General features: G+C 72.4%; 19 protein-coding genes and 1 pseudogene. 13 read left to right on the top strand and 7 right to left on the bottom strand.

Annotation, left to right across the window (positions count from 1 at the left end):
• The 5 genes from IE305_RS30070 to IE305_RS30050 all read left to right on the top strand — a co-directional run.
• Positions 1–575, top strand: a 575-nt coding sequence (locus tag IE305_RS30070) for a transglycosylase SLT domain-containing protein (protein WP_190132972.1), incomplete at its 5' end; no start/stop codon positions are given.
• A gap of 177 nt (positions 576–752) precedes the next feature.
• A complete protein-coding gene (locus IE305_RS30065) occupies positions 753–1,652 on the top strand; it encodes an HNH endonuclease family protein (RefSeq protein WP_190132971.1) in 900 nt (299 codons plus the stop codon).
• Positions 1,653–1,695: 43 nt separating this feature from the next.
• Positions 1,696–2,709 carry a hypothetical protein gene (locus tag IE305_RS30060; protein WP_190132970.1) on the top strand — a complete coding sequence of 338 codons (1,014 nt, stop codon included), beginning with the start codon at positions 1,696–1,698 and terminating at the stop codon, positions 2,707–2,709.
• A 105-nt stretch (positions 2,710–2,814) separates the two neighbouring features.
• Positions 2,815–3,624, top strand: a complete 810-nt coding sequence (locus IE305_RS30055) for an alpha/beta fold hydrolase (RefSeq protein ID WP_190132969.1) — start codon at positions 2,815–2,817, stop codon at positions 3,622–3,624.
• A 202-nt stretch (positions 3,625–3,826) separates the two neighbouring features.
• Entirely contained in the window at positions 3,827–5,488 is a 1,662-nt protein-coding gene (locus IE305_RS30050) for an ABC-F family ATP-binding cassette domain-containing protein (RefSeq protein ID WP_190132968.1), read from the top strand.
• Positions 5,489–5,562: 74 nt separating this feature from the next.
• Here the strand turns inward: IE305_RS30050 and IE305_RS30045 are convergent, their stop codons facing one another.
• Entirely contained in the window at positions 5,563–6,444 is an 882-nt protein-coding gene (locus IE305_RS30045) for a geranyl diphosphate 2-C-methyltransferase (protein ID WP_190132967.1), read from the bottom strand.
• 456 nt (positions 6,445–6,900) lie between these two features.
• Between IE305_RS30045 and IE305_RS30040 the strand changes: the two genes are divergently transcribed.
• Positions 6,901–8,112 carry a family 2 encapsulin nanocompartment cargo protein terpene cyclase gene (locus IE305_RS30040; RefSeq protein WP_190132966.1) on the top strand — a complete coding sequence of 404 codons (1,212 nt, stop codon included), beginning with the start codon at positions 6,901–6,903 and terminating at the stop codon, positions 8,110–8,112.
• 190 nt (positions 8,113–8,302) lie between these two features.
• A complete protein-coding gene (locus tag IE305_RS30035; RefSeq protein WP_190132965.1) occupies positions 8,303–8,608 on the top strand; it encodes a hypothetical protein in 306 nt (101 codons plus the stop codon).
• 93 nt (positions 8,609–8,701) lie between these two features.
• Here the strand turns inward: IE305_RS30035 and IE305_RS30030 are convergent, their stop codons facing one another.
• Positions 8,702–10,030, bottom strand: coding sequence for a YhgE/Pip family protein (locus tag IE305_RS30030; protein ID WP_190132964.1), 1,329 nt, complete (start codon positions 10,028–10,030; stop codon positions 8,702–8,704).
• A 148-nt stretch (positions 10,031–10,178) separates the two neighbouring features.
• Between IE305_RS30030 and IE305_RS30025 the strand changes: the two genes are divergently transcribed.
• A complete protein-coding gene (locus tag IE305_RS30025; RefSeq protein ID WP_190132963.1) occupies positions 10,179–10,823 on the top strand; it encodes a MerR family transcriptional regulator in 645 nt (214 codons plus the stop codon).
• A gap of 6 nt (positions 10,824–10,829) precedes the next feature.
• Here IE305_RS30025 and IE305_RS30020 read toward each other — a convergent pair whose 3' ends face one another.
• Positions 10,830–11,393, bottom strand: a complete 564-nt coding sequence (locus tag IE305_RS30020) for a YbaK/EbsC family protein (protein ID WP_190132985.1) — start codon at positions 11,391–11,393, stop codon at positions 10,830–10,832.
• Between the two features lie 144 nt (positions 11,394–11,537).
• Between IE305_RS30020 and IE305_RS30015 the strand changes: the two genes are divergently transcribed.
• Positions 11,538–12,053 carry a hypothetical protein gene (locus IE305_RS30015; protein WP_190132962.1) on the top strand — a complete coding sequence of 172 codons (516 nt, stop codon included), beginning with the start codon at positions 11,538–11,540 and terminating at the stop codon, positions 12,051–12,053.
• A gap of 20 nt (positions 12,054–12,073) precedes the next feature.
• Here IE305_RS30015 and IE305_RS30010 read toward each other — a convergent pair whose 3' ends face one another.
• On the bottom strand, positions 12,074–12,814 hold the full coding sequence (locus tag IE305_RS30010) for an AfsR/SARP family transcriptional regulator (protein WP_190132961.1): 741 nt from the start codon (positions 12,812–12,814) through the stop codon (positions 12,074–12,076).
• A 184-nt stretch (positions 12,815–12,998) separates the two neighbouring features.
• Between IE305_RS30010 and IE305_RS30005 the strand changes: the two genes are divergently transcribed.
• Both IE305_RS30005 and IE305_RS30000 read left to right on the top strand, forming a co-directional pair.
• Positions 12,999–14,186, top strand: a complete 1,188-nt coding sequence (locus tag IE305_RS30005; RefSeq protein WP_190132960.1) for an SUKH-4 family immunity protein — start codon at positions 12,999–13,001, stop codon at positions 14,184–14,186.
• A 135-nt stretch (positions 14,187–14,321) separates the two neighbouring features.
• Complete coding sequence (locus tag IE305_RS30000; protein WP_190132959.1) at positions 14,322–14,699, top strand: hypothetical protein; 378 nt, start codon at positions 14,322–14,324, stop codon at positions 14,697–14,699.
• On the opposite strand, the gene IE305_RS29995 is transcribed toward IE305_RS30000, so the two are convergent.
• Complete coding sequence (locus tag IE305_RS29995; protein ID WP_190132958.1) at positions 14,696–15,031, bottom strand: cupin domain-containing protein; 336 nt, start codon at positions 15,029–15,031, stop codon at positions 14,696–14,698. The two genes, IE305_RS30000 and IE305_RS29995, sit on opposite strands and share 4 nt — an antisense overlap.
• 72 nt (positions 15,032–15,103) lie before the next feature.
• Between IE305_RS29995 and IE305_RS29990 the strand changes: the two are divergent.
• Positions 15,104–16,030 (top strand): annotated as a pseudogene (locus IE305_RS29990) (GlxA family transcriptional regulator); the annotation flags it as partial.
• A 202-nt stretch (positions 16,031–16,232) separates the two neighbouring features.
• Positions 16,233–17,384: a methyltransferase domain-containing protein gene (locus IE305_RS29985; protein WP_190132957.1), complete on the top strand. Its 1,152-nt coding sequence runs from the start codon at positions 16,233–16,235 to the stop codon at positions 17,382–17,384.
• On the opposite strand, the gene IE305_RS29980 is transcribed toward IE305_RS29985, so the two are convergent.
• Together IE305_RS29980 and IE305_RS29975 are read right to left on the bottom strand one after the other, a co-directional pair.
• Positions 17,377–18,561, bottom strand: a complete 1,185-nt coding sequence (locus tag IE305_RS29980; RefSeq protein ID WP_190132956.1) for an acyl-CoA dehydrogenase family protein — start codon at positions 18,559–18,561, stop codon at positions 17,377–17,379. The two genes, IE305_RS29985 and IE305_RS29980, sit on opposite strands and share 8 nt — an antisense overlap.
• A gap of 44 nt (positions 18,562–18,605) precedes the next feature.
• On the bottom strand, positions 18,606–20,231 hold the full coding sequence (locus IE305_RS29975; RefSeq protein ID WP_190132955.1) for a purple acid phosphatase family protein: 1,626 nt from the start codon (positions 20,229–20,231) through the stop codon (positions 18,606–18,608).
• Positions 20,232–20,274 lie beyond the last annotated feature (43 nt).

The raw sequence follows: 20,274 nt of genomic DNA, 5'->3' as shown, positions 1-20,274 counted from the left end.
TCGCGGGCAACGCTGTTGCCGCCGATTCCGCCACGGTGAAGCCGGTGGCGTGGAACGCGGGGACCTTTGGTGCGACGCAGGATGCCGAGCTGGCCAAGGAGCTGGACGCCGTCAAGGACAAGGCTGCTGCCGATGCTGCCGCTGCCGTGAAGGCGAAGGCGGACGCCGGTCGCAAGGAGCAGGCCGCCAGCCGCTCCACCGACCGCGCGGCCCTCAAGCCCGCCGCCCCGGCCGCCCCGGCGCCGAAGAAGTACGCGGACAACCTGGACGGCTGGATCAACCAGGCGCTGGACATCATGCACGCCAAGGGCATCCCCGGCTCCTACGAGGGCGTCAAGCGCAACATCATGCGTGAGTCGACCGGTAACCCGCGGGCGATCAACGGCTGGGACGTCAACGCCGTCAACGGTGTGCCGTCGAAGGGTCTGCTGCAGATCATCGACCCGACCTTCAAGGCCTACCACGTCGACGGCACGTCGTGGGACATCTACGACCCGGTGGCCAACATCGTCGCGTCCTGCAACTACGCCGCCGACAAGTACGGCTCCATGGACAACGTCAACTCCGCCTACTGACGCAACAGGCACGGAGAAGACACATGCACCGCCGATGGGCGGCACCCACCCCGGGTGCCGCCCATCGGTGTGTTCGGTGCGTGGTGAACGGGTGAATCGCCATGCAGGAGTGCATATATTTCCGCCCGCGGCACACTCGGACGGTCGCCATCCCCGTCGAGCGTTGGAGGAGCGACCATGCGCCGTGCCCGGGAGCCGAGAACCGTCCGCGCGATCTCCGCGATATCCGCTGCCGTACTCCTGGCCACCGTCCTGCCCGGTGCCGTGGCCGGGGCCGCGTCGCGTCCCGCAGGGACGGGACACGCCACCGGGGGCGCCGTGGCGCCGCAGGACTACGACGAGACCGCGTGCGAAGGCCCGCCGGCGGACGAAGGGGACGTCTACTCCCGGCCGCCCAAGACCTCGCCGAACAGCACGCCCCCGCGAACCTCCCAGGGCACGCCCCCCAAGGGCGCGCCGAGCGGCAAGCCCGCGGAAACGGCGTCGAAGGGCGGGGCGCCGGGCAGGCCCGGCAAGTGGCCCCGCGGCATCCCCGACCGCGACGACGCCGAGCGCATGCTGGACGACCTGAAGGTCCGGCCCTTCGACGACAAGGGCTACGACCACAAGAAGTTCGTCGGCGGATCCTGCTGGGTGCAGCACGGCGTCGACCGGTGCACCACCCGCCAGATCGCCCTGCGGTTCCACTCCGTGACGCCGGTGAAGCTCGACGGGCCCTGCCGCATCGTCTCCGGCGAGTGGCGCAGCGAGTACGACGGCCGCGTCATGGCCGACCCGCTGCACGTCGACGTCGACCACGTCGTGCCCCTGCGGAACGCCTGGGGCTCGGGGGCGAGCCAGTGGTCGTTCGAGAAGCGCCGGGAGCTGGCCAACGATCTGGTGGCCAGCCCCGAGCTGATCGTCGTGTCGACCTGGAGCAACCGCGCCAAGGGCGACAAGGGGCCGGAGAAGTGGATGCCGAAGGGGTCCGAGTGCATGTACGCGCGGGCCTGGATCGCGGTGAAGGACTACTACCGGCTCTCGGTGACCAAGGCCGAGCAGTCCGCGCTGTACAAGGCCCTCGACAGCTGCACATGAGAGAGGGACCGGAGCCCTCCAGCACACCGGCTACAGTGCACGGATGATATTCGGACATGGCCGGTTTCCGGCGGCCGTCGCGGCTTACGAAGCGGCCGTACGGGCCCGGGACGCGGACGCGGCGGAGCCGGCCTTCGAGCGGCTGACGCGCGCTTTCGGCAAGGCGGCGGACGCCGGTCTACGGGCGGCGGGCCCCAGGCTCGCCGCCCTGCTCGCCGAGACGCCGCCCGGGCCGCGGGCCGTGGTGGCCGTCATGACCGGGGCCTGCGCCGAGCGCGGCGCCGACCCGCTGGCCTGTGCGCCCGCCGTGTTCGCGAGCGCACAGGACGCCTTCGAGCAGGCGGCCGTGTTCTGCGAGCGGTGGACGGCGGCGGGCCGTGGCGAGCTGCCCGGCCACGAGGGCGAGGGACTGGAGGAGGGCGACTTCGAGCGGTTCGGCTTCCTGCCGGTCATGGCGTGGCAGTCGCTCCCGCAGTTCGAGATGACGTGCGTGGCGATGCTCAACTTCTCGCGGGTGCGCCGCGAGGTCCCCGGCCGTGAGGGGCTGGCAGCAGCCGTGACGAGGGTCGCGGAGCTGTCCGCCGAGCCGTTCCAGTGCCTCACGTACGCCCTCGCCGTCCTCGACGACGAACCGCTCGTCGCCCTCGACCGCGCGACGGGCGCCGGCTTCGTCCTGCGCATGTCCGGCATCGGCGACAACTTCCAGCTGCACACGCTCCTCGCCGACGCCCTGATCGGCCGGGGCCTGGTGGCAGGTGAGGCGCCGTCGCCCGAGGCGGTCGCCCGCTGCCGCGACCAGCCCGGGATGGTGACCACCACCGGCTCCTTCAACCTGGTCGGCGCCGACGGCGAGTGGATCTGGAACGAAGGCAGACCGTCGGACATCCCCCTCGTCTCCGGCGTCCGGCTCGTCCTCCTCGACCCGCCCCCGTACCGGCGCAGTTGGCCCGCCGGCCGCTTCTTCCCCGGCATGCCGGGCGACCTCCTCTACGAACGCGCCCTGGCCCCGGAGGAGGCGGCGACCCTCTGGGCACTGACGGCCCCGCCGGCCCGCTGACGGCCGGGCCCTTCGCCGGCGGCACCCGCAGGTCGGCCTCCGGGCCGTCCGGCGGCACGGCTACTCTCGTCCCTCCTCATTGATCTGCTGGCAAGGAGTCAGGCCGTGCGCAACGCCGTTGTGACGCCCCAGGGCGACCGGATCCGCTGGGTCGAGCTGCCGGGGCGGGAACCCACCCGTGTCTACGTACACGGGCTGGGCGCCACCTCACCCGCCTACTTCGCGGAGATCGCGGTTCACCCGCTGCTCGCAGGCAGCCGTTCCCTGCTGATCGACCTCCTCGGTCACGGCATCAGCGACCGCCCCACCGCCTTCGACTACACCCTCGAAGCACACGCCGACGCCCTGGCGCAGGCACTGACCTCCGCCGGCGTCGCCGGCGCCCAGCTGATCGCCCACAGCATGGGCGGTTCGGTGGCCATCGTGCTGGCCGCCCGTCATCCGCACCTGGTGTCCCGCCTGGTCCTGGTCGACGCCAACCTCGACCCGGTTCCGCGGCGGCCCGGCGCAGGCGGCAGCAGCGGCATCGCCGCCTACTCCGAGGAGGAGTTCCTCGCGCACGGCTGGCGCGAGGTCCGTGACCGCGTCGGCGCCCACTGGTGGTCCACCATGCGCCTGGCCGGCCGCGAGGCCCTGCACCGCAGCGCGGTCCACCTCACCCGCGGCACTGTTCCGACGATGCGTCAACTCCTCCTTGGCCTGGACATCCCCCGCACCTACCTCCTGCCGGCGGCCGACGGCCCGCTCCCCGGCGGTGACGTCCTCGCCGCGGCGGGAGTGGCCGTCGTACCGATCCCCGACTGCGGACACAACATCATGCTCGACAACCCCGACGCCTTCGCCCGCGCCACGGCCGCCGCGCTGACCGGTGACGGCCAGGAACGACCGGCTCCGAACCCGTCCCTGCTACACTGAACGAACTTTTGATCATGCGTTGAGGAGACCGGACATGGTGGTGGACGACGACATCTCCGGGTGATACCCGGACCCGACAGGCCACCGGCCGGTGCGCGGAAGCACCGCCGTCGTGGCTTCGTTGTCGTCCCTCCCTTCCCCTTGTCTGCTGCCGAGGCAGAAGTGCCGCTCCTGCCTCCTGCTCCCTCGCGAGGTCACCTCCATGTCCGGCGTTTCCGTCGTCTGTTCCCACCTGTCCTTCGCCTGGCCCGACGACACCCCTGTCTTCCAGGACCTGTCCTTCACGGTCGGCCCGGGCCGCACCGGCCTCGTCGCGCCCAACGGCACCGGCAAGAGCACCCTGCTCAAGCTCATCGCCGGTGAACTGCGGCCCCGCACCGGGTCGGTGTCCGTGGCCGGCACCCTCGGCCACCTCCCGCAGAACCTCCCCCTGACCGGCGACCTCACCGTCGCCGAGGTGCTCGGCGTCGCCGCCGTCATCCGGGCCATCGACGCCGTCGAGTCGGGGGACACCGACGAGAAGCACTTCACCACCATCGGCGACGACTGGGACATCGAGGAACGCACCCGCGCCCAGCTCGACCGCCTCGACCTGGCCGACCTCTCACTGGACCGCACGCTGAACACCCTCAGCGGCGGCCAGATCGTCTCCCTCGGCCTGGCCGCCCAGCTCCTCAAGCGGCCCGACGTGCTGCTGCTCGACGAGCCCACCAACAACCTCGACCTCCACGCCCGGCACAAGCTCTACGACGTCCTGGCCGACTTCCCCGGCTGCCTGCTCCTCGTCAGCCACGACCGCGCCCTCCTCGACCGCATGGACCGCATCGCCGAACTCGACCGCGGCGAACTCCGCCTCCACGGCGGCAACTTCACCATCTACGAAGAGGCCGTCAGGGCCGAGCAGGAGGCCGCCGAGAGGAACGTCCGCAACGCCGAACAGGAGCTGAAGCGCGAGAAGCGCGAAATGCAGCAGGCCCGGGAACGGGCCGAGCGGCGGCAGAGCAACGCCGCCCGCAACCTCAAGAACGCCGGCCTGCCCCGCATCTTCGCCGGCACCATGAAGCGCGGCGCGCAGGAGGCCGCCGGACGGGCCGGCCAGATGCACGCCGGCCGGGTCGACGAGGCCAGGTCCCGGCTGGACGAGGCCGGGCGCGCCCTGCGCGACGAACAACGCATCACACTGGACCTGCCCGACACCACCGTCCCCGCCGGCCGCACCCTCTTCTCCGGCGAACAGCTCCAGGTCCGGCTCGGCGACAACGACCTGTTCGCGAGCAGCGGCACCGGCCCTGGCCACCGGACCGGCATCGACCTGACGATCCGGGGCCCCGAACGCATCGCGCTCACCGGCCCCAACGGCGCGGGCAAGAGCACGCTGCTCCGCCTCCTCAACGGCGACCTCACGCCCCGGCACGGCGAGATCAGGCGTGCCGACGGGCGCATCGCCCACCTCTCCCAGCGCCTGGACCTGCTCGACGAGGACCGTACGGTCGCCGAGAACTTCGCCGCCTACGCCCCGGCACGGCCGGAGGCCGAGCGGATGAACATCCTCGCCCGATTCCTCTTCCGGGGTGCCCGCGCCCACCTGCCCGTCGGTGTGCTCTCCGGCGGCGAGCGGCTGCGCGCCACCCTGGCCTGCGTGCTGTTCGCGGAACCGGCCCCGCACCTGCTGCTCCTGGACGAGCCGACGAACAACCTCGACCTGGTCAGTGTGGGCCAACTGGAGAGCGCCCTCAACGCCTACCGGGGGGCGTTCGTGGTGGTCAGCCACGACGAGCGGTTCCTGGACGGGATCCGCGTGGACCGGTGGCTGCGGCTGGCCGGCGGTGAGCTGACCGAGACGGCCGGCTTCGGAACGAACTGACGCGAGGGCGAACTGACGCGAGGGCGCGTGGCGGAGCCGGTGACGGCCCCCACGCGCCCTCGCAGCGCGTCGCCTCAGATGCGGTCGGCGGCGATGAGCAGGTAGTGGAAGCTGCCCTCCCGGTACGCGGTCAGGAACGGGTCCTCCACGCCGGTGGCCACCGAGGACTGCGCCCGCAGCTCCCAGTACGGGATGGTCGCCGCCGTCAGGTCGACGACGTTCATCGGCACGAGACCGTTGGCGGCCATCGCCTTGAAGTAGGCGCTGCGGGGGTGGATGTTGCACGTGTAGTGCTCGTCGATGCGGCTGACGGCCTTGGAACGGCCGCCGGTGACGTCGTTGTAGCAGCCGGTGATGACGACGTAGCGGCCGCCGTACGCCAGCTGGCGGGCGTGCTCGGCGAAGAGCTCGAAGAGGTCCACGTACATGGTGGACTCGTTGTTCCAGATGCCCTGGAAGGCGCCGGTGGGCAGCCCGGTGTCGAGCATGTTGCGGAAGTGGTAGCGCACCTTGTCGGCGACGCCGCGCTTGCGGGCCTGCTCGTTGGCGAAGTCGACCTGCGCCTGGGAGATGGAGACGCCGTCGACCTGGCATCCGAAGCGGGCGTTGGCCATGATGCTGCTGCCGCCGCGGCCGCAGCCGGCGTCCAGGAGGCGCTGGTCCGGCCGGACGGTGCCGAGGTGGTCGAGGAGGACGTCGGCCTGGGCGGACTCCAGGCGGTGGAGCTCCTCGATGATGCGGGCGTCGCGGGTCTCCTCCGGGCCCTCCAGGGCCGACGGGTCGTAGTCGCCGATGCCGTAGTGGTGGTGGTAGAGGCCGTCCACGTCGCCCAGACGCAGGTTGACCGGGTCCTTCTCCTTGTTCCAGTAGTCGGCGACCGACTTCTGGTAGGCGGTGCGCAGGACGGTGGAGGGCAGCACGGAGGTCTGGGCGGGCGCGTCGGGAGTGGTGGTCATGGGCGGGGGCTCCTTACGGCGGTGCCGGTGCTTCCAGGTATGCGGAACGTGCAGACACGGCAGGGATCGCGCAGACGGGAACGACCGGTCCACGACGGGTGGTTGGGCTGGATCCGGAGCTGCGCGCCGCAAGTGAAGCAGCGGGTAACGATGTTGGTCGAGCAGGCCGGAACGTGCCCCCTCTGTTTTCGCCACCCTCCGCACCCTCCACGTGCCGTGTGCGGCGTGCACGGATGCCCCGGAACGGCCGCTCCGAGCGGAAGCAACCGTTCCCGAGGATGGCTTGAATCGCGCGAACTGATCGCGGCCACCCGGCCGTGCGTACGAAGAAAGACCTTGGCGAAGGCGCACGTCAGGGGCGCGTGAGAGGGCAGGGGCGACCTTGTGGCGCTCTCTTCACGAGTGCTATCCCTTCGACGAGGACGGCGAGTCAAGCCATTGCGGACGGAGTTGCGGATGAAGGCACCAACCCCCGGCACGACCGATGCACTTCCGGCCGCTGCCGGCTCGTCCCCTCTGGTGGCGCGCCTGTTGTACGGGCCGACCGGGATCGGCACGCACTCCCTGCGCTTCGCCCCCGCGCTGCAACCGGTCCCCGCCCCGCCCGCGGTGCCGGAGCCGCCGCACGCGCTGCATGCGCCGCAGCCGCCCGAGCAGCCGGAGCCGCAAGCTCCCTCCACCCCCTCGTCCTCCTCTCAGCGGATCGAGGGGCTCTACTGCCCGCCGGCCGTACGGGACGACCGCGCGCTGGCCGACGAGGTCAACGCCCGGCTCGTCGAATGGGCCGAGAAGGAGGTGGGCCTCTACCCGGAGACCGAACTGCGCGACGCGCTCGTCGGCTTCGACGCCGGACGGTCGGTGGTCCTGTGCCACCCGGACGCCGTTGGCATCGACCACCTCATGGCCGCCGCCCGTCTCCTGATCGGTGAGAACGCCGTCGACGACTACTTCTGCGAAGCCGAGTACGGCGGCACGGCCGACCGCCGTGGCGCGGCCCTGGCCGTCGCCCAGTCCGCGATCGACCCCGCCCACAACATCCCGCGCTACGAGGCGGACTGGCGGGCGGGGCTCGACTCCCATCCCGCCCTGCGCTCGATGCGGTCGGCCATGGACTACTTCGAGGCCCTGGCGACCCCGGCCCAGGCGCACCGCTTCCGGCACGACATCGCCAACCTCTACCTCGGCTACAACGCGGAGGGCGACTGCATCAGCCGCGAGCGCACCCCCACGGTGTGGGAGTACCTCGTGCAGCGGCAGTTCAACAACTTCCGCCCCTGCCTGACCCTCACCGACTCCGTCGGCGGCTACGAGCTGCCCGCCCACCTCTTCGCGGACCCCCGCGTCCAGCGGGCCGTCACCCTGTCCTCCAACGCGTCGACGATCTGCAACGACCTGTACTCCCTCCGCAAGGAGCAGGCGAGCGGCCGCTTCCACTACAGCCTGCCCACCGTGATCGCCGCCGAGGAGGACTGCTCCATCGAGGACGCCTTCCAGAAGGCGATCGAGGTCCACAACGACATCGTCCACCTCTTCGAGGAGCAGGCCGCCGAGCTCTCCGCGACGAACCCGCTCGTCGCTCGCTTCGTGGCGGGGCTCGCGAACTGGATGAGCGGCAACCACGAGTGGCACGCCGGCAACGTCGGCACCCGGTACGCGACGTCGCCCTGACACGCGCGCACCATCTGTGGGCGTACGCGGCCCGGCCGCCCACGCCGCCTGCTCGCGCCGCGTCCGTTCGGGGCCGCCCGCGCGGGGCGTGCGGGCGGGCCCGCCCCGGTACGCCCGGGGCACCCGCTTCCTGCGGCACGGGCTCCGGGCCCACCATCGGGGGACACGCTCGAACGAGAGAGGCAATCCCGTGATATCGAGGAAGATCCGCCTTGCCCCGGTGGTGCTGGCCACCGCGGGAGCGCTGTTCGCCGGCACGGCGGGAGCGGCCGTCGCCGCTCCACTGGACGACCCCCCGAGCCCGTCGAGCAGCGCCACGAGCGAGGAGGCGAAGGCGGACTGGAAGCCGGGCGGCTGGTACGACGACGAGGCTTCCTGCAAGAAGGCGGGCGAGCAGGGCCGGCACGACGGCAAGTGGGCCGAGTACCGCTGCAAGCGCGAGGAAAGGCATCCGGGCCAGTACGACTACCAGTGGCACCTGTACTACCACCGCTGAACGGCGGACCGGGGCCGCTACGACGCGACCGTGCCCTCCGGGGGAGACCCGGAGGGCACGGTCGTGGTGGTTTGTGGGCCCGTGGCCCGTGGCTCAGGCCGTGGCGGGCGCCGGCTCGGCCACCGGCTCCGAGGAGTCCGAGGAGGGGGTGTCGTCGGTGGGCCGGGGGATGCGGTCCATGCCCTTGCGGTCGTAGAAGCGGGTGACGCCGAAGCCGAAGAGGACGGAGACGACCAGCGCGATGCCCATGGACACCCAGGCGCGGGTCAGGCCCGCGTCGGCCTGGGCCCCGTAGTACAGGATGGAGCGCGCGCCCCCGGTGATCTGCCGGAGCGGCTCGAACGCGGCGAGCCCGCGGAAGAAGTCGGGCAGTGCCTGCAGCGGGACGGTCGCGCCGGAGGAGGGCACCGCCATGGCGACGAAGATGATGGCCGAGAGCAGCATGCCCGGCACGCCGAACGCGGAGAGCAGCGCCAGGGCGCTCACGCCGACGACCGCGATCGCGGCCACCGAGTAGAGCCACAGCAGGCCGAGGTGCGAGGCGTCCATGCCGAGGATGCCGACGGTGGCGAACTCGACGAGGCTGCCCATGACGACGGAGAGCGCGAGCATCAGGACCACGCCGACGCCCAGCGTGCGGACGCGGCTCGTGTGCTGGAGGGGCTTGCGCAGGCGGACGGGCCCGTAGTCGGCGTGCAGGTAGCCGAGCGCGGTGTCGACCTGGGAGTTGATCGCGTTGGCGCCGAGCATGCCGCAGACGACCAGGACCAGCGCGTAGTAGAAGGCGCTCAGGCCCATGGCGCTGTGGGTGCCGAGCGGGTGGCCGTCGGCGACCTGCACGGTCGCCGGGTCGGCCAGCATCAGCTGGGCGGCCGGCGGGAGCGGGGTCTTCTGCGCGGCGGCGCGCTTGAGGAGCTCCTGGCCGATCTTGGCGGAGGCGCCGTGGGCGGCCTTCTGGGCCGCCTGGCTGGCCATGGAGGAGCCGATGCTGCCCGCCGACTGGTTGGTCAGCACCGTCAGGACGGGGCGGACGGGCTCCTTCTGCTGCGGGCTCGACAGCCCCGCCACCGACGCGGTGAAGTTCTCCGGCACGACGAGCGCGCCGAAGACCTTGCCCTGGCCCAGCCGCTTGTCGGCCTCCTTGCGGCTCACGACCTGCCAGTCGATGCTGCGGTTGTCCCCGGCGCTCTTCGTGATGCCGGAGACCACCTGGTCACCGAGGTTGACGTGCTTGCCGCCCGCGTCGGCCCCGCGGTCGCTGTTGACCAGGGCGACGGGCAGGTCGCGCAGATTGCCCTTCGGGTTCACGTTGCCACCCACGTAGAGCAGGGCGAACAGCGTCGAGACCACGGCGAGGATGAGTCCTGATCCGATCCACAGCCGTGGGCTGCGCAGCGCGGAAGAGGGCTGAGGGGAAGGCATTGACCGCTCCGGGGGTTACATGCAGTAACTGAGTAGCTAGATAGTCAAGGTATCGAGTACTGGATAGTGGCACTATCTTCTTAAGGTGTCCAGTCGGCGACGTCCGACGCCGAGGGACGCCCGCCCGCACCACCAGCGAGGACGCCGCATGAAGATCTCCGAGCTCAGCCGCAGGACCGGCGTGCCGGTCGCCAGCATCAAGTACTTCCGCCGGGAGGGCCTGCTCCCCGCCGGCCGGGCGACCGCCGCGACCCTGGCCGAGTACGGGGAGGAACACGTCCAGCGCCTCCGGCTGATCAAGGCCCTGACCACCCTCGGCGGGCTGTCCATCGCCGCCACCCGCGACGTCCTGACGGCGGTCGACCAGGCCGAGACCACCGACGGCACCCTCCGGGCGATCAGCTACGCCCTGCCCGTACCCGTCACGGCGGCCTCGGCCGGGGACCCCGACCGTGACGCACAGGCCGAGGCCGCCGCCCGAGCGGACGTGGCCGACCTGATCGCCAGGATGGACTGGGAGGTCGCCGACAGCTCCCCGCACGTCCAGGCCCTGACGACGGCGCTGAGGGAGCTCAGGCGGCTCCACGCGGACTACCGTCCGGAAGGACTCGTCGCCTACGCCGAGCTGGCCCATGCGATCGCCGGCCTGGACCTGGAGCGAGCGGCCGCCCTCGGCGATTCGCCGGCCCTGGCCGAACAGGCGGTCATCGTCCTCGCCCTCTCCGGCCCCGTCATCGAACTGCTGCGCCGCCTCGCCCAGGAGGACCAGGTGCGCCGCCGCTCCCTGGGATGAGCGGACTCACCGGGCCAGGCCGGTGACGACCTCCGCGTTCGGCAGGCCGGCCAGGGCGGCCCCGGGCAGGATCAGCTTGCTCCGGCGCAGGCCGCTGCCGATCAGGACGGACGGCGTGGCGACGACGGCCTCGTCGAGGAGCAGGGGCCAGCCGTCCGGCAGCCCGACGGGCGTGATCCCGCCGTACTCCATGCCGGTCTCCGCCACGGCCGTCTCCATCGGCGCGAACGACGCCTTGCGGGCGCCGAGGCGCTTGCGCACCACCGAGTTGACGTCCACGCGGGTGGTCGCCAGGGCGACGCACGCCGCGTACGTGACCTTCTCGCCGCGCCGGGCGGCGACGACCACACAGTTCGCGGAGACGTCCAGGGGCACGCCGTACGTGTCGCTGAACGCGGCGGTGTCGGCCACCGCGGGGTCGGTGTCGACGACCAGGACGGAACCCCCCGGCCCCGTACCGCCCCATCGGCCGAGCGCCGCGGCCACGGGCCCGGCGAGCAGCTCGGGACGGGACACGGCCGACCAGGACTCCTCGAAGCGGCCGAAGGGCGTCGACGGCGATGAGCGGATCACGGCACCAGGGTAGGGCCCGCGGCCGGTGCAGGGGCCACCTGCGGCGTTGCACGGGCGTCACGCGGCGGTGACGCCGCCACGACGAGACTGGCAGCGTCCGGGGTTCGCCGCAGAACGAGCAGCACGAACGGAGCCGTCACCATGAGAGTCCTCAGCCGTGGCCGACCGCTGACAGCCGCCTGCGCGGCGGCACTGCTCGGAGCCGGCCTGATCTGCGCACCGGGAGCGGCGGCGGCCGCAGTGGGACACACCCCGGCCTCCCTGTGCGTCACGCGTCCTCCCCACACCGGCTTCCCGCCCGCCGGAGGCACCGACATCGGGGGATCCCCGCCCCGCTACCAGTCGGGCAACAGCCCGTACCTCGGGGCCCGCTTCGACAGCTGCCCCAGCACGGTGAGGGCCTACTACGGCGGCTACGCCGGAACGGGGCTCTTCCACTACACGTACTACGTCATGCAGTACACAAAGCCCGGTGAACTCGGCTGGAAGACGATCAACCTCACCATCGGGGAACACCGCCTCCTGACCTTCCACGAGGCCTCCAACGGCGACTGGAACTTCAAGGTCAAGGCGTGCTTCGACGCGACGGTGCAGGGTGGCGGGCAGCGCGCGTTCTGCAGCCCCTGGTCGCCGCAGATCTACCTGAACGCCCGGTGACGGTGACCGGACGCCGGTCCTCACCGGGACCGGGAGCCCGGGCTCTCCCGCACGAGCCGGCGCAGCCCGGGCGCCGGCCGCAGCCCGGTCTCCGCCCGAAGGCGCCGCTCGTAGCGCTCGAAGCTCTGTGCGGCATCGGACGTGTTGCCTTCGGCGAGGTGGGCGCGGATCAGTGACGCCTGGCTGCTCGCGCGCAGCGGGGCGGCGCGCACGGCGGCGTGGGCGGCGGTGACCGCCTCGGCGAAGCGCCGCGCTGCGAGGAACTCCGCCGACAGCCGTTCGAGGGCGTGCGTGCGCAGGTCCCGCCAACTGTCCGCCTCCAGCAGCACCCAGTCCTCGTACCAGCCGGGGAGGAGGTCGGCGGAGAGCGCGAGGACGGTCGTGGCCCCGAGGCCGGCGTCCGCCACGGCGGTACGCCCGTCGAGGACGAGGTGGGCGAGCGACCGGGCGCGGTGGAAGTCGACGCCGACGTCACGGGCCAGACGTACGGTGGTGTTGGTGACGTCCAGGGCCGCACGGCCGGAGTGCTGAAGGCGCGACAGCGCGGACCGGAGGTTCGCGAAAGCGCAGTGCTCGGGCGTGTCGGGCCACAGGGTTCCGGCGACGAGGGCCCGGGGGACGGCGCCGTTGCAGGAGAGGGCGACGAAGGCCAGCACGCGCTCCGACGACGGCGGGACGCTCAGCGGCTCGTCACCGACGGTCAGCGAGAAACCGCCGAGGAGCGACAGGCGTACGGCGGACGGAGCAGGACCGCGTTCCATGACAACCCTCAGCGCGTGGTCGCCGGCAGCATGCGGCGCCGAGTGGCGGACCGAGCCGCCGGGTTCGTCCCTTCCAGGCTAATCGGCGCGGCGCGTTCCGTCCTGCCGTGCTCGGGCCGGTGTCAGTGGCTCCGGCTAGGGTCGGCCACGACGACGGGCATCACGGAAAGCAACGGGCGGGGACATGAACGCGACGGACATCCAGCAGGGCGGCAGAGCGACGGGGGAGAGCGCGGTGTGCCGGCCGGCGCCGCGGGCGTTGCCGAAAGGGCTGACGCATGAGGCGAGCCGTCGTTTCCTCGTGACGGAGGGCCTGCCCGGCCGGGCCGCGGACCTCGACCTCCGCGTGGTGGGCGAGGACCGGGAGCTCGAGGTCTTCGACGACGAGGGAAGGCTGTTCGTCATCGGGGAGACCGACTACTGCGACAGCAACGTCGTCCTCGACGGCGTGACGGGCGAGGTGCACCTCGCCCGCTGGGACGTGGGAGACCTGTCCCGTGACCTCCTGGCGTCGGACCTGACCGCGTTCACCGGCCTGATACGGGAAGTCGAGGCGCTCGCCCCGGCGCCGGTGGACGAGGGCGCGGACGATGACCGCCGCGGGCCGGGGACCGTGGCCGAGGTGGTGGAAGCGGCCGGGCGCCGGATGCGCACCATCGACCCGCGCCTGTTCGCGGCCGGCGCGGCCGTGGCGCACTGGCCCACCGCCGTGATGGTCCGTTCGCTGCGCTGGGGTGCCCGGCCCGGCGGGCCCGGAGAACCGGCGTACGTGCTCGGGCCGGACCTGGTGGAGGACCTGGCCCGGCTCACCGGCGAGGGCGCGGTACGCCGCTTCCGGCCCGAGGAACTGCCGGCCGGCCTCACCCACGCCCCGACCCGGCGGCTCCTCACCGAAGCCGGACTGCCCCTGGACGGCCAGGCGTTCGTGGCCCACACCGGGCCGCTCCGCACGATGGGCGAGGCCTATCCCCAGTACTTCGAGGACCCCTCCGACGACCGGGCATACCAGCGCGACTTCTTCGCCGTCGGCTGGTGGCCCCACGACCTGGAGATAGCGCTCGACGGCACCACCGGCCGGCTGGAACTGCCCGACTGGTACGACGACGGCGAGCCGGACGCCTACCTCAATCGCGACCTGTCCGCGCTGCTGTACGCGCTGTGGACGCACGGGCGCATGAGGGCCGAGTGGTACCGCTACGAGTACGACGGCGACGGCGACCTCGGCGCGTGGGAGGCGTTCGACCCCCGGGCGCTGCTGCACCATCATGTCGACGCGCTGGTGCAGGCCGTCGACCCGGAAGCGTTCGCGACGCCCGGCCGCTCGTGGCGGCTGCTCGCCGAGGACGACTACACCGGGGGCCTGCTCTCGTGAGGACCGCCGGGGCCGATGCCAGGGGCCCGGCACCGAGGCCACCGCCGAACTCCTCAGCCAGGAGGAAGCGACGGTGGCCCACCACTTGTGCCTCGCCCACCACCGCCTGGACGCCCACCACTCGCCGCCCGGCGGGTGAGGGTCACGACCGGATGCCGACCGAGCCGCACGTCCTGCACAAGCACCGGAGGTGCGCCTCCTTCCGCACGGCCGTGCACCTGGCCGCTGTTCCACGCCGCCTACCAGCGCATCGTCCGCTGCATCCTCCTGGGCGACGCCGCCACCGACGACGAACGGAGCACCGAGCTCCGCGACCGGCTCCGGGCCGACGGCAACTGGTTCATGCTCCACCGCCGGCACCACGCCCTGCGCCGCGAACTCTTCGCCCGCACACAGCAGTACATCGACCGGGCCGGGCCCGGCGGTGGCCTCGCCCGGGCCATTGTCGAGACGCCGCGCACGGCCGACCACACCTCCCTGCGCTTCACCGCCGCGCCCCGGCCGGCCGGCTAACCGGCCGGATAGAAGAGGAACAACGTGCAGCCCGTGGTGGTCGCGGGCACGTGCCACGTGCCGGCCGGGGCGTGCAGGAATGTCCCGGCCGGATAGTCGCGTGCTCCGTCGTTGAAGGTGCCCGCGACCACGTAGACCTCCTCCGGACCGGGCTCGTGGACGTCGCGGTGCGGCCAGGAGGCGCCCGGGTCCATCTCCAGCACGTTGGCGTGCGCGCCGGCCGGCCCCTGCCACAACCGGCGGAGCCGGATGCCGGGGAAGAGCTCACGGACGGGGGACTCGTCGACGGAAACTGAGGTGTAGCCCTCCTGGGCAAGAATCTCGGGGTGCATGCCTCCCACGGTGCCGTGCGCGGGCCACCGCGGGTCAGAGCCCCGGACGACATCATGGGGTACTTTCCTGCCATGCATCGCGTGGTGGTCCTGGTCCGGCCGGTGCAGCCGACGTTCGAACTCGGCTGTGCCCACGAGGTCTTCGGCACCGAGCGGACCGGCGTCCCGCAGCACTACACGTTCGAGGTGTGCACGGAGACGCCGGGCGCGGTGCAGACGTCGAGCGGGTACGCGATGCACGTGCCGCAGGGACTGGAGGCGCTCGGGTCCGCGGACACCGTGATCATCCCGGGCTGGCTGCCGGTGGAGTCGCCGCTCTCCGACGCCGTACGCCGCGCCCTGCTACGGGCGCACGCGCGGGGAGCACGGCTGGTCACCATCTGTTCCGGCGTGTTCGCGCTGGCCCGGACGGGCCTGCTGGACGGCCGCTCGGCCACCACGCACTGGCAGCGGGCCGAGCAACTGCAACGGGAGTTCCCCCAGGTGCGGGTGGAGCCGCACAGGCTGTACGTGGACCACGGCGACGTCGCCACCAGCGCCGGCGCGGGCGCGGGCATCGACCTGTGCCTGCACCTGGTCCGGAACGACCACGGGGCCGCACACGCCGCCCTCGTCGCACGCCACATGGTGATGCCGCCGCACCGCGAGGACGGCCAGGCCCCGTACGCGCCGCCCGCACCCCCCGGGGACGCGCTCGGCGACCTGCTCGACTGGGCCGGCGCACGCCTCGGGACACCGCTGTCCGTGGACGACATGGCCGCACACCTCGGCGTGTCGCCCCGCACCCTGGCCCGCCGTTTCGCCGAGCGGCTCGGCACGAGCCCCGGCGCGTGGCTGCTCTCCCGCCGGGTGGCCGAGGCACGCACCCTCCTTGAGGAGACGGACCTGCCGGTCGAGGCGATCGCCGCCCGCGTCGGTCTCAGCTCGGCCGTCAACCTGCGCCGCCGCTTCCGCGCGCAGGTCGGCACGACCCCGGGCGCCTACCGACGGGCGTTCCGGGGGACCGGACCCCTGAACCACTGTCACGACGCGCCGGCCGGGCAGTACCGTCGGTCCGACACCGACCCGAAGGAGGCGCGCATGGGCAAGCACGGTGACGGCAAGGGCGGCGCCGAGGGGGACAAGCAGCAGTCCCCGCGGGAGAGCGACGGACAGTGGAACAAGCCGGTCTCCAACCCGCCGAAGAAGTAGTCGCCGTCGTATGAGCTCCCCGGAACGCCTCCTCGAGATCCTGATCAACAAGGGTTCCCTGGACCCCGCTTCCCGCTGGGCGGCCGCAGTGGCCGGAGTCCGGCGGGAGCTGTTCCTGGGGAACACCTTCGAGGCCGACGGCCGGACGTTCGACCGGCGGGCGGACCCGGAGCGGTGGGCGTGGGCCGTCTACGCCGACCTGCCGCTGACCACCCAGGTCGACGAGGGCCAGGACCTGGGCGAGGACGCGTACCGCAGACCCACCTCGTCCAGCTCCATGCCCACGGTCATGCTCCAGGCCCTCGGCCTCCTCGACGTGCACGACGGCCACCGCGTCTTCGAGGCCGGGGCCGGCACCGGCTACAACGCCGCCTGGCTGTGCCACCGCCTGGGCCCGGACCGCGTGACCACCATGGACATCGACGCGCGCGTCGCCGCACAGGCCGAGGCCGCCCTCGCCGCCGCGGGCTTCCACCCGCACGTCCTGTGCGGCAACGCCGAACGGGACCTCCCCGACGGCGAAACGTACGACCGGATCCTCGGTACCTACACCGTGCCCGACATCCCGTACGTCTGGGTCGAGCGGGCACCCGGCGGCCGGATCGTCACCCCGTGGGGCGGCGGCATCTTCCACTACTCCTTCGCGGTCCTCGACGTCGGCGAGGGCGAGGCCCACGGCCGGTTCGCCGGCCACCCCGCCTTCATGAGCACCCGGGCCCGCCCCGCCGCCGGCGGCCGCGTCAGCGACGTCTACCGCCCCGGGGACCAGGGCGTCGCCGGCCGCACGGACATCAGCCCCCGTGCCGTCGCCGGCGACCGGGACGCGCTGTTCTGGACCGACCTCATGGTCCGTGACGCCTGGCACCACGTCGGCGAGGCCGGCGACGGCAGCGACGAAGCCACCCTGTGGCTGTTCTCCACCGACCGTTCCTCGTGGGCCACCGCCGAGTACGTGCCGGGACACGACGCGTACGAGACCGAGCAGTACGGGCCCCGCCGGCTCTGGGACGAGGTGGAGACCGCCTACCGGACGTGGCAGCGGCTCGGCTCACCGGACCGCGACCGCGCGGGCCTCACGGCCGACCGGAAGGGCCAGCACGTGTGGCTGGACCGCGTCGGCAACACGGTTCTCGACGTGCCTCCTGCCGCGGAACTCATATGAGGGGCGTGACCTGCTCCTCGATGCCGAGCAGCGCCCGGCCGTAGAGCTCGCTCGCAACGGCCGGGTTGGTCATGGCGTGCCGGCTCGCGGTCTCCTGGTCGCGCCACAGCCGCTGCAGCGGGTTGGCCTCGGTGAAGCTCCCCGCGCCGTGCAGGTTCAGCAGGATGTCCAGCGCCTCCCGCGAGCGCCGGGCGACCGTGGCGGTGTCCATGCGGACGCGGGCCCGCTCGCGCAGCGGCATGCGGCGGCCGCTCGCCGCGCACGCGTCGATGTCGTCGGCCGCGCGCATCAGGTGCAGCCCGGCCGTGTCGACCAGCTGGGCGGCCTCGGCGAGCTGCATCTGCGTGGAGGACGCCTCACGGGCCCGGGTGAAGAACGTGTGCGAGAGGGGACGCCCCTCGGCGAGGGACGCCGTCACCAGTTCCAGCCCGCCGCGGGCCATGCCCCACTGGGGGCCCACGAGCACGGAGGCGAGGACGGGCACGAACGGGGCACGGTACAGGGCCTCGTCCGTGAACTCGGTGGGGTACTCGCCCCGCAGCGCCCTCGACACCGACAGGATGCGGTGGCCGGGCACGAACACGTCCTCCGCGACGAGGGTGTGGCTGCCGGTGCCGCGCATGCCCACGGTGTGCCAGGTGTCCTCGACCGCCAGCTCGGCCATCGGCACCAGCGCCACGCCCCGGTCCAGCTGCTCGCCGGCGGCGCCGGTGACCGGCGTGCCGAGGAGCGCCCACTGCGCGTGCAGACAACCGGACGCGAAGGGCCACCGCCCGCTGATGACCTGCCCCGAGCCCGCCGCCCTGCTCGTTCCGCCGGGGGTGAAGACGGAACAGACACGGGCGCCCGGGTCCTCCCCGAACACCTCCCGCTGGGCACGCTCCGGGTACAGGGCGGTGATCCAGGCGCACACGTTGACCAGAGCGGTGGTCCAGGCGGTGGACCCACAGCCACGACCGAGCTCGGCACTGACCTCCAGGAGCGCACGGACGCTCGCCTGATGGCCACCGAACCGCCCGGGCACCGTGAGTGCGAACAACCCGGCGCCGGCGAGGGCCTCGATGTTCTCCTCGACCACCCGCCGCCCCTCCTCGGTACGCGCGGCATTGCCCCGTAACAGCCCGACGAGCGCGGCAGCCCGCTCGGTCAGGTCCTTGCCCTTGGTGTCGGTCGTCATGACGTGCCCTCCATGCCGGAGTGTCGGGAGCCTGCCCGGAGCGCTCAGTGGCGCACGTCCGAACGCGGCCGCTGCAAGGTGAAGGTGTCGACGGGCGTCAGGTCGCCGTGGGGGCCGTCGAACGTGTAGTACGTGACCCGCATGCGCGTCAGGCCCTCGCGGTGGTCGCCGGGGTCGACGTCGAACGCGGCGAAACCGCGGTTGTACTTACGGTCCTGGACGGCTGCCCACGGTGCTTCCTCGGGGATCCAGACCGCCTCGCGGTGGCCGGAGGCGGTCCTGTCGTCCTTGAGGCCCACCAGGACCCGGGCCTGCGGCGTGTCGAAGAGGTCGTCCTGGCTCGTGGCGATGTTGCCGCCCGCGCCGATGACCATGTGGACGGTGCCCTTGCCCGTGTCGATCAGATCGGTGCGGGTGGAGACCGGAACGGGGGTGCGGGCCTCGTTGGGCAGCGTGCCGCGCACCGGGTGCGACCGCTCGTAGTGGTGCTCGTGCCCGCTGACCACCAGGTCGACGCCGTACGCGTCGAACAGCGGACCCCAGGCCCGGCGCACCCCCAGGTCGCTGCCGGCGCTCCGGTGACTGGAGATCATCGGCTGGTGCATGCACACCACGATCCAGTCGATGCCCCGGTCCGCCCGCGCCGCCTTGAGCTCGCGCTCCAGCCAGCGCCGCTGGGCGCCGCCGGAGTAGCCGCTGATGTACGTGTCCCCGCCGTCCTGGAGCGCCACGTCGTCGTTGGCGAGGCTGATGAAGCGGACGGCGCCGACCGTGAAGGCGTACCACATGCCCCGCGTCTCCTCGTCGGAGGAGGTGGACGACGAGGGAAGGGCGAAGTAGGTCTGGTAACCGGCCGCGCCGATGGGCCCGTTGCCCTTCTCGTTCTCGTGGTTCCCCGCACACGGCATCCAGGGGCGCAGGCGGGTGGAGCGGCTGTTGTTGATGAACCAGTCCGCCCAGGTCGCCACCCGGCTCGTGCCCCACGCCCCGGCGATCGCCGCGTAGCACAGGTCACCGTTGACGAAGTTGAACAGCGGAGCGACCCGCTCGACGGCCGCGACGATGTCCGCCGAGGCGGGCGAACCGACCTGGCTGCTGGTGTGCAGGGGGTACCGGTTGACGGGGGAGGGGACGCCGTCGGGGAGGTGGACGACCCGGCGCAGGTTCGGCGTCGCCTGGTCGCCGAAGCTGGTGAAGGTGAAGGCGGCGCGGCCGCGCGGCGCCGTGGTGAACGAACCGGTCTCCGGGGTCGCGCCGTCGTGCCCGGCCGCGTACAGGTACGTGGTCGAGGGCCGCAGGCCGGTGATCCGGGCGTGGTGGACGTACACCTCCTCCTTCGACAGCCCGTCCCGGTACGTGCGCGTCTCGGCGTCGACGACCCGCCCGCCGTGCCCGCCCGCGGGCGAACCGAGCCGCACCTGCGGCCGGCGCACCGACTGCGGGGTGATCCAGGAGACGGTCATCTCCGAGGACGGGTCGGAGCCGAACTGCAGGTGGACGCCCAGGACCCCGGGCGCGCCCAGCCGGTGCGGCCGGCTCTGGAGCAGCGGCCCGGGCTCCGGTGCCGCCGGCGCCGGGGCCGCGGCGGCCTCCCCTGCGGCGCCGGTGACGAACGGGACGGCGGCCGCGGCCGACGAACCCTTGAGTACCGATCTACGCGTGATCGCCATGAAACGCCCTGCTCCTGTGGGGGAGTTGCTGGTCCTGGGCACT

Origin of the sequence: Streptomyces mashuensis (assembly GCF_014654785.1) — a bacterium.
Lineage (GTDB): Bacteria > Actinomycetota > Actinomycetes > Streptomycetales > Streptomycetaceae > Streptomyces > Streptomyces mashuensis.
The sequence above is the reverse complement of the archived record's forward strand: the minus strand, read 5'-3'. Positions and strand labels throughout refer to the sequence as shown.

Coding starts and splice junctions, on each gene's coding strand:
- IE305_RS30065 (WP_190132971.1), top strand. CDS start 753: ATGCGCCGTGCCCGGGAGCCGAGAACCGTCCGCGCGATCTCCGCGATA.
- IE305_RS30060 (WP_190132970.1), top strand. CDS start 1,696: ATGATATTCGGACATGGCCGGTTTCCGGCGGCCGTCGCGGCTTACGAA.
- IE305_RS30050 (WP_190132968.1), top strand. CDS start 3,827: ATGTCCGGCGTTTCCGTCGTCTGTTCCCACCTGTCCTTCGCCTGGCCC.
- IE305_RS30045 (WP_190132967.1), bottom strand. CDS start 6,444: ATGACCACCACTCCCGACGCGCCCGCCCAGACCTCCGTGCTGCCCTCC.
- IE305_RS30040 (WP_190132966.1), top strand. CDS start 6,901: ATGAAGGCACCAACCCCCGGCACGACCGATGCACTTCCGGCCGCTGCC.
- IE305_RS30030 (WP_190132964.1), bottom strand. CDS start 10,030: ATGCCTTCCCCTCAGCCCTCTTCCGCGCTGCGCAGCCCACGGCTGTGG.
- IE305_RS30025 (WP_190132963.1), top strand. CDS start 10,179: ATGAAGATCTCCGAGCTCAGCCGCAGGACCGGCGTGCCGGTCGCCAGC.
- IE305_RS30015 (WP_190132962.1), top strand. CDS start 11,538: ATGAGAGTCCTCAGCCGTGGCCGACCGCTGACAGCCGCCTGCGCGGCG.
- IE305_RS30010 (WP_190132961.1), bottom strand. CDS start 12,814: ATGGAACGCGGTCCTGCTCCGTCCGCCGTACGCCTGTCGCTCCTCGGC.
- IE305_RS30005 (WP_190132960.1), top strand. CDS start 12,999: ATGAACGCGACGGACATCCAGCAGGGCGGCAGAGCGACGGGGGAGAGC.
- IE305_RS29995 (WP_190132958.1), bottom strand. CDS start 15,031: ATGCACCCCGAGATTCTTGCCCAGGAGGGCTACACCTCAGTTTCCGTC.
- IE305_RS29985 (WP_190132957.1), top strand. CDS start 16,233: ATGAGCTCCCCGGAACGCCTCCTCGAGATCCTGATCAACAAGGGTTCC.
- IE305_RS29980 (WP_190132956.1), bottom strand. CDS start 18,561: ATGACGACCGACACCAAGGGCAAGGACCTGACCGAGCGGGCTGCCGCG.
- IE305_RS29975 (WP_190132955.1), bottom strand. CDS start 20,231: ATGGCGATCACGCGTAGATCGGTACTCAAGGGTTCGTCGGCCGCGGCC.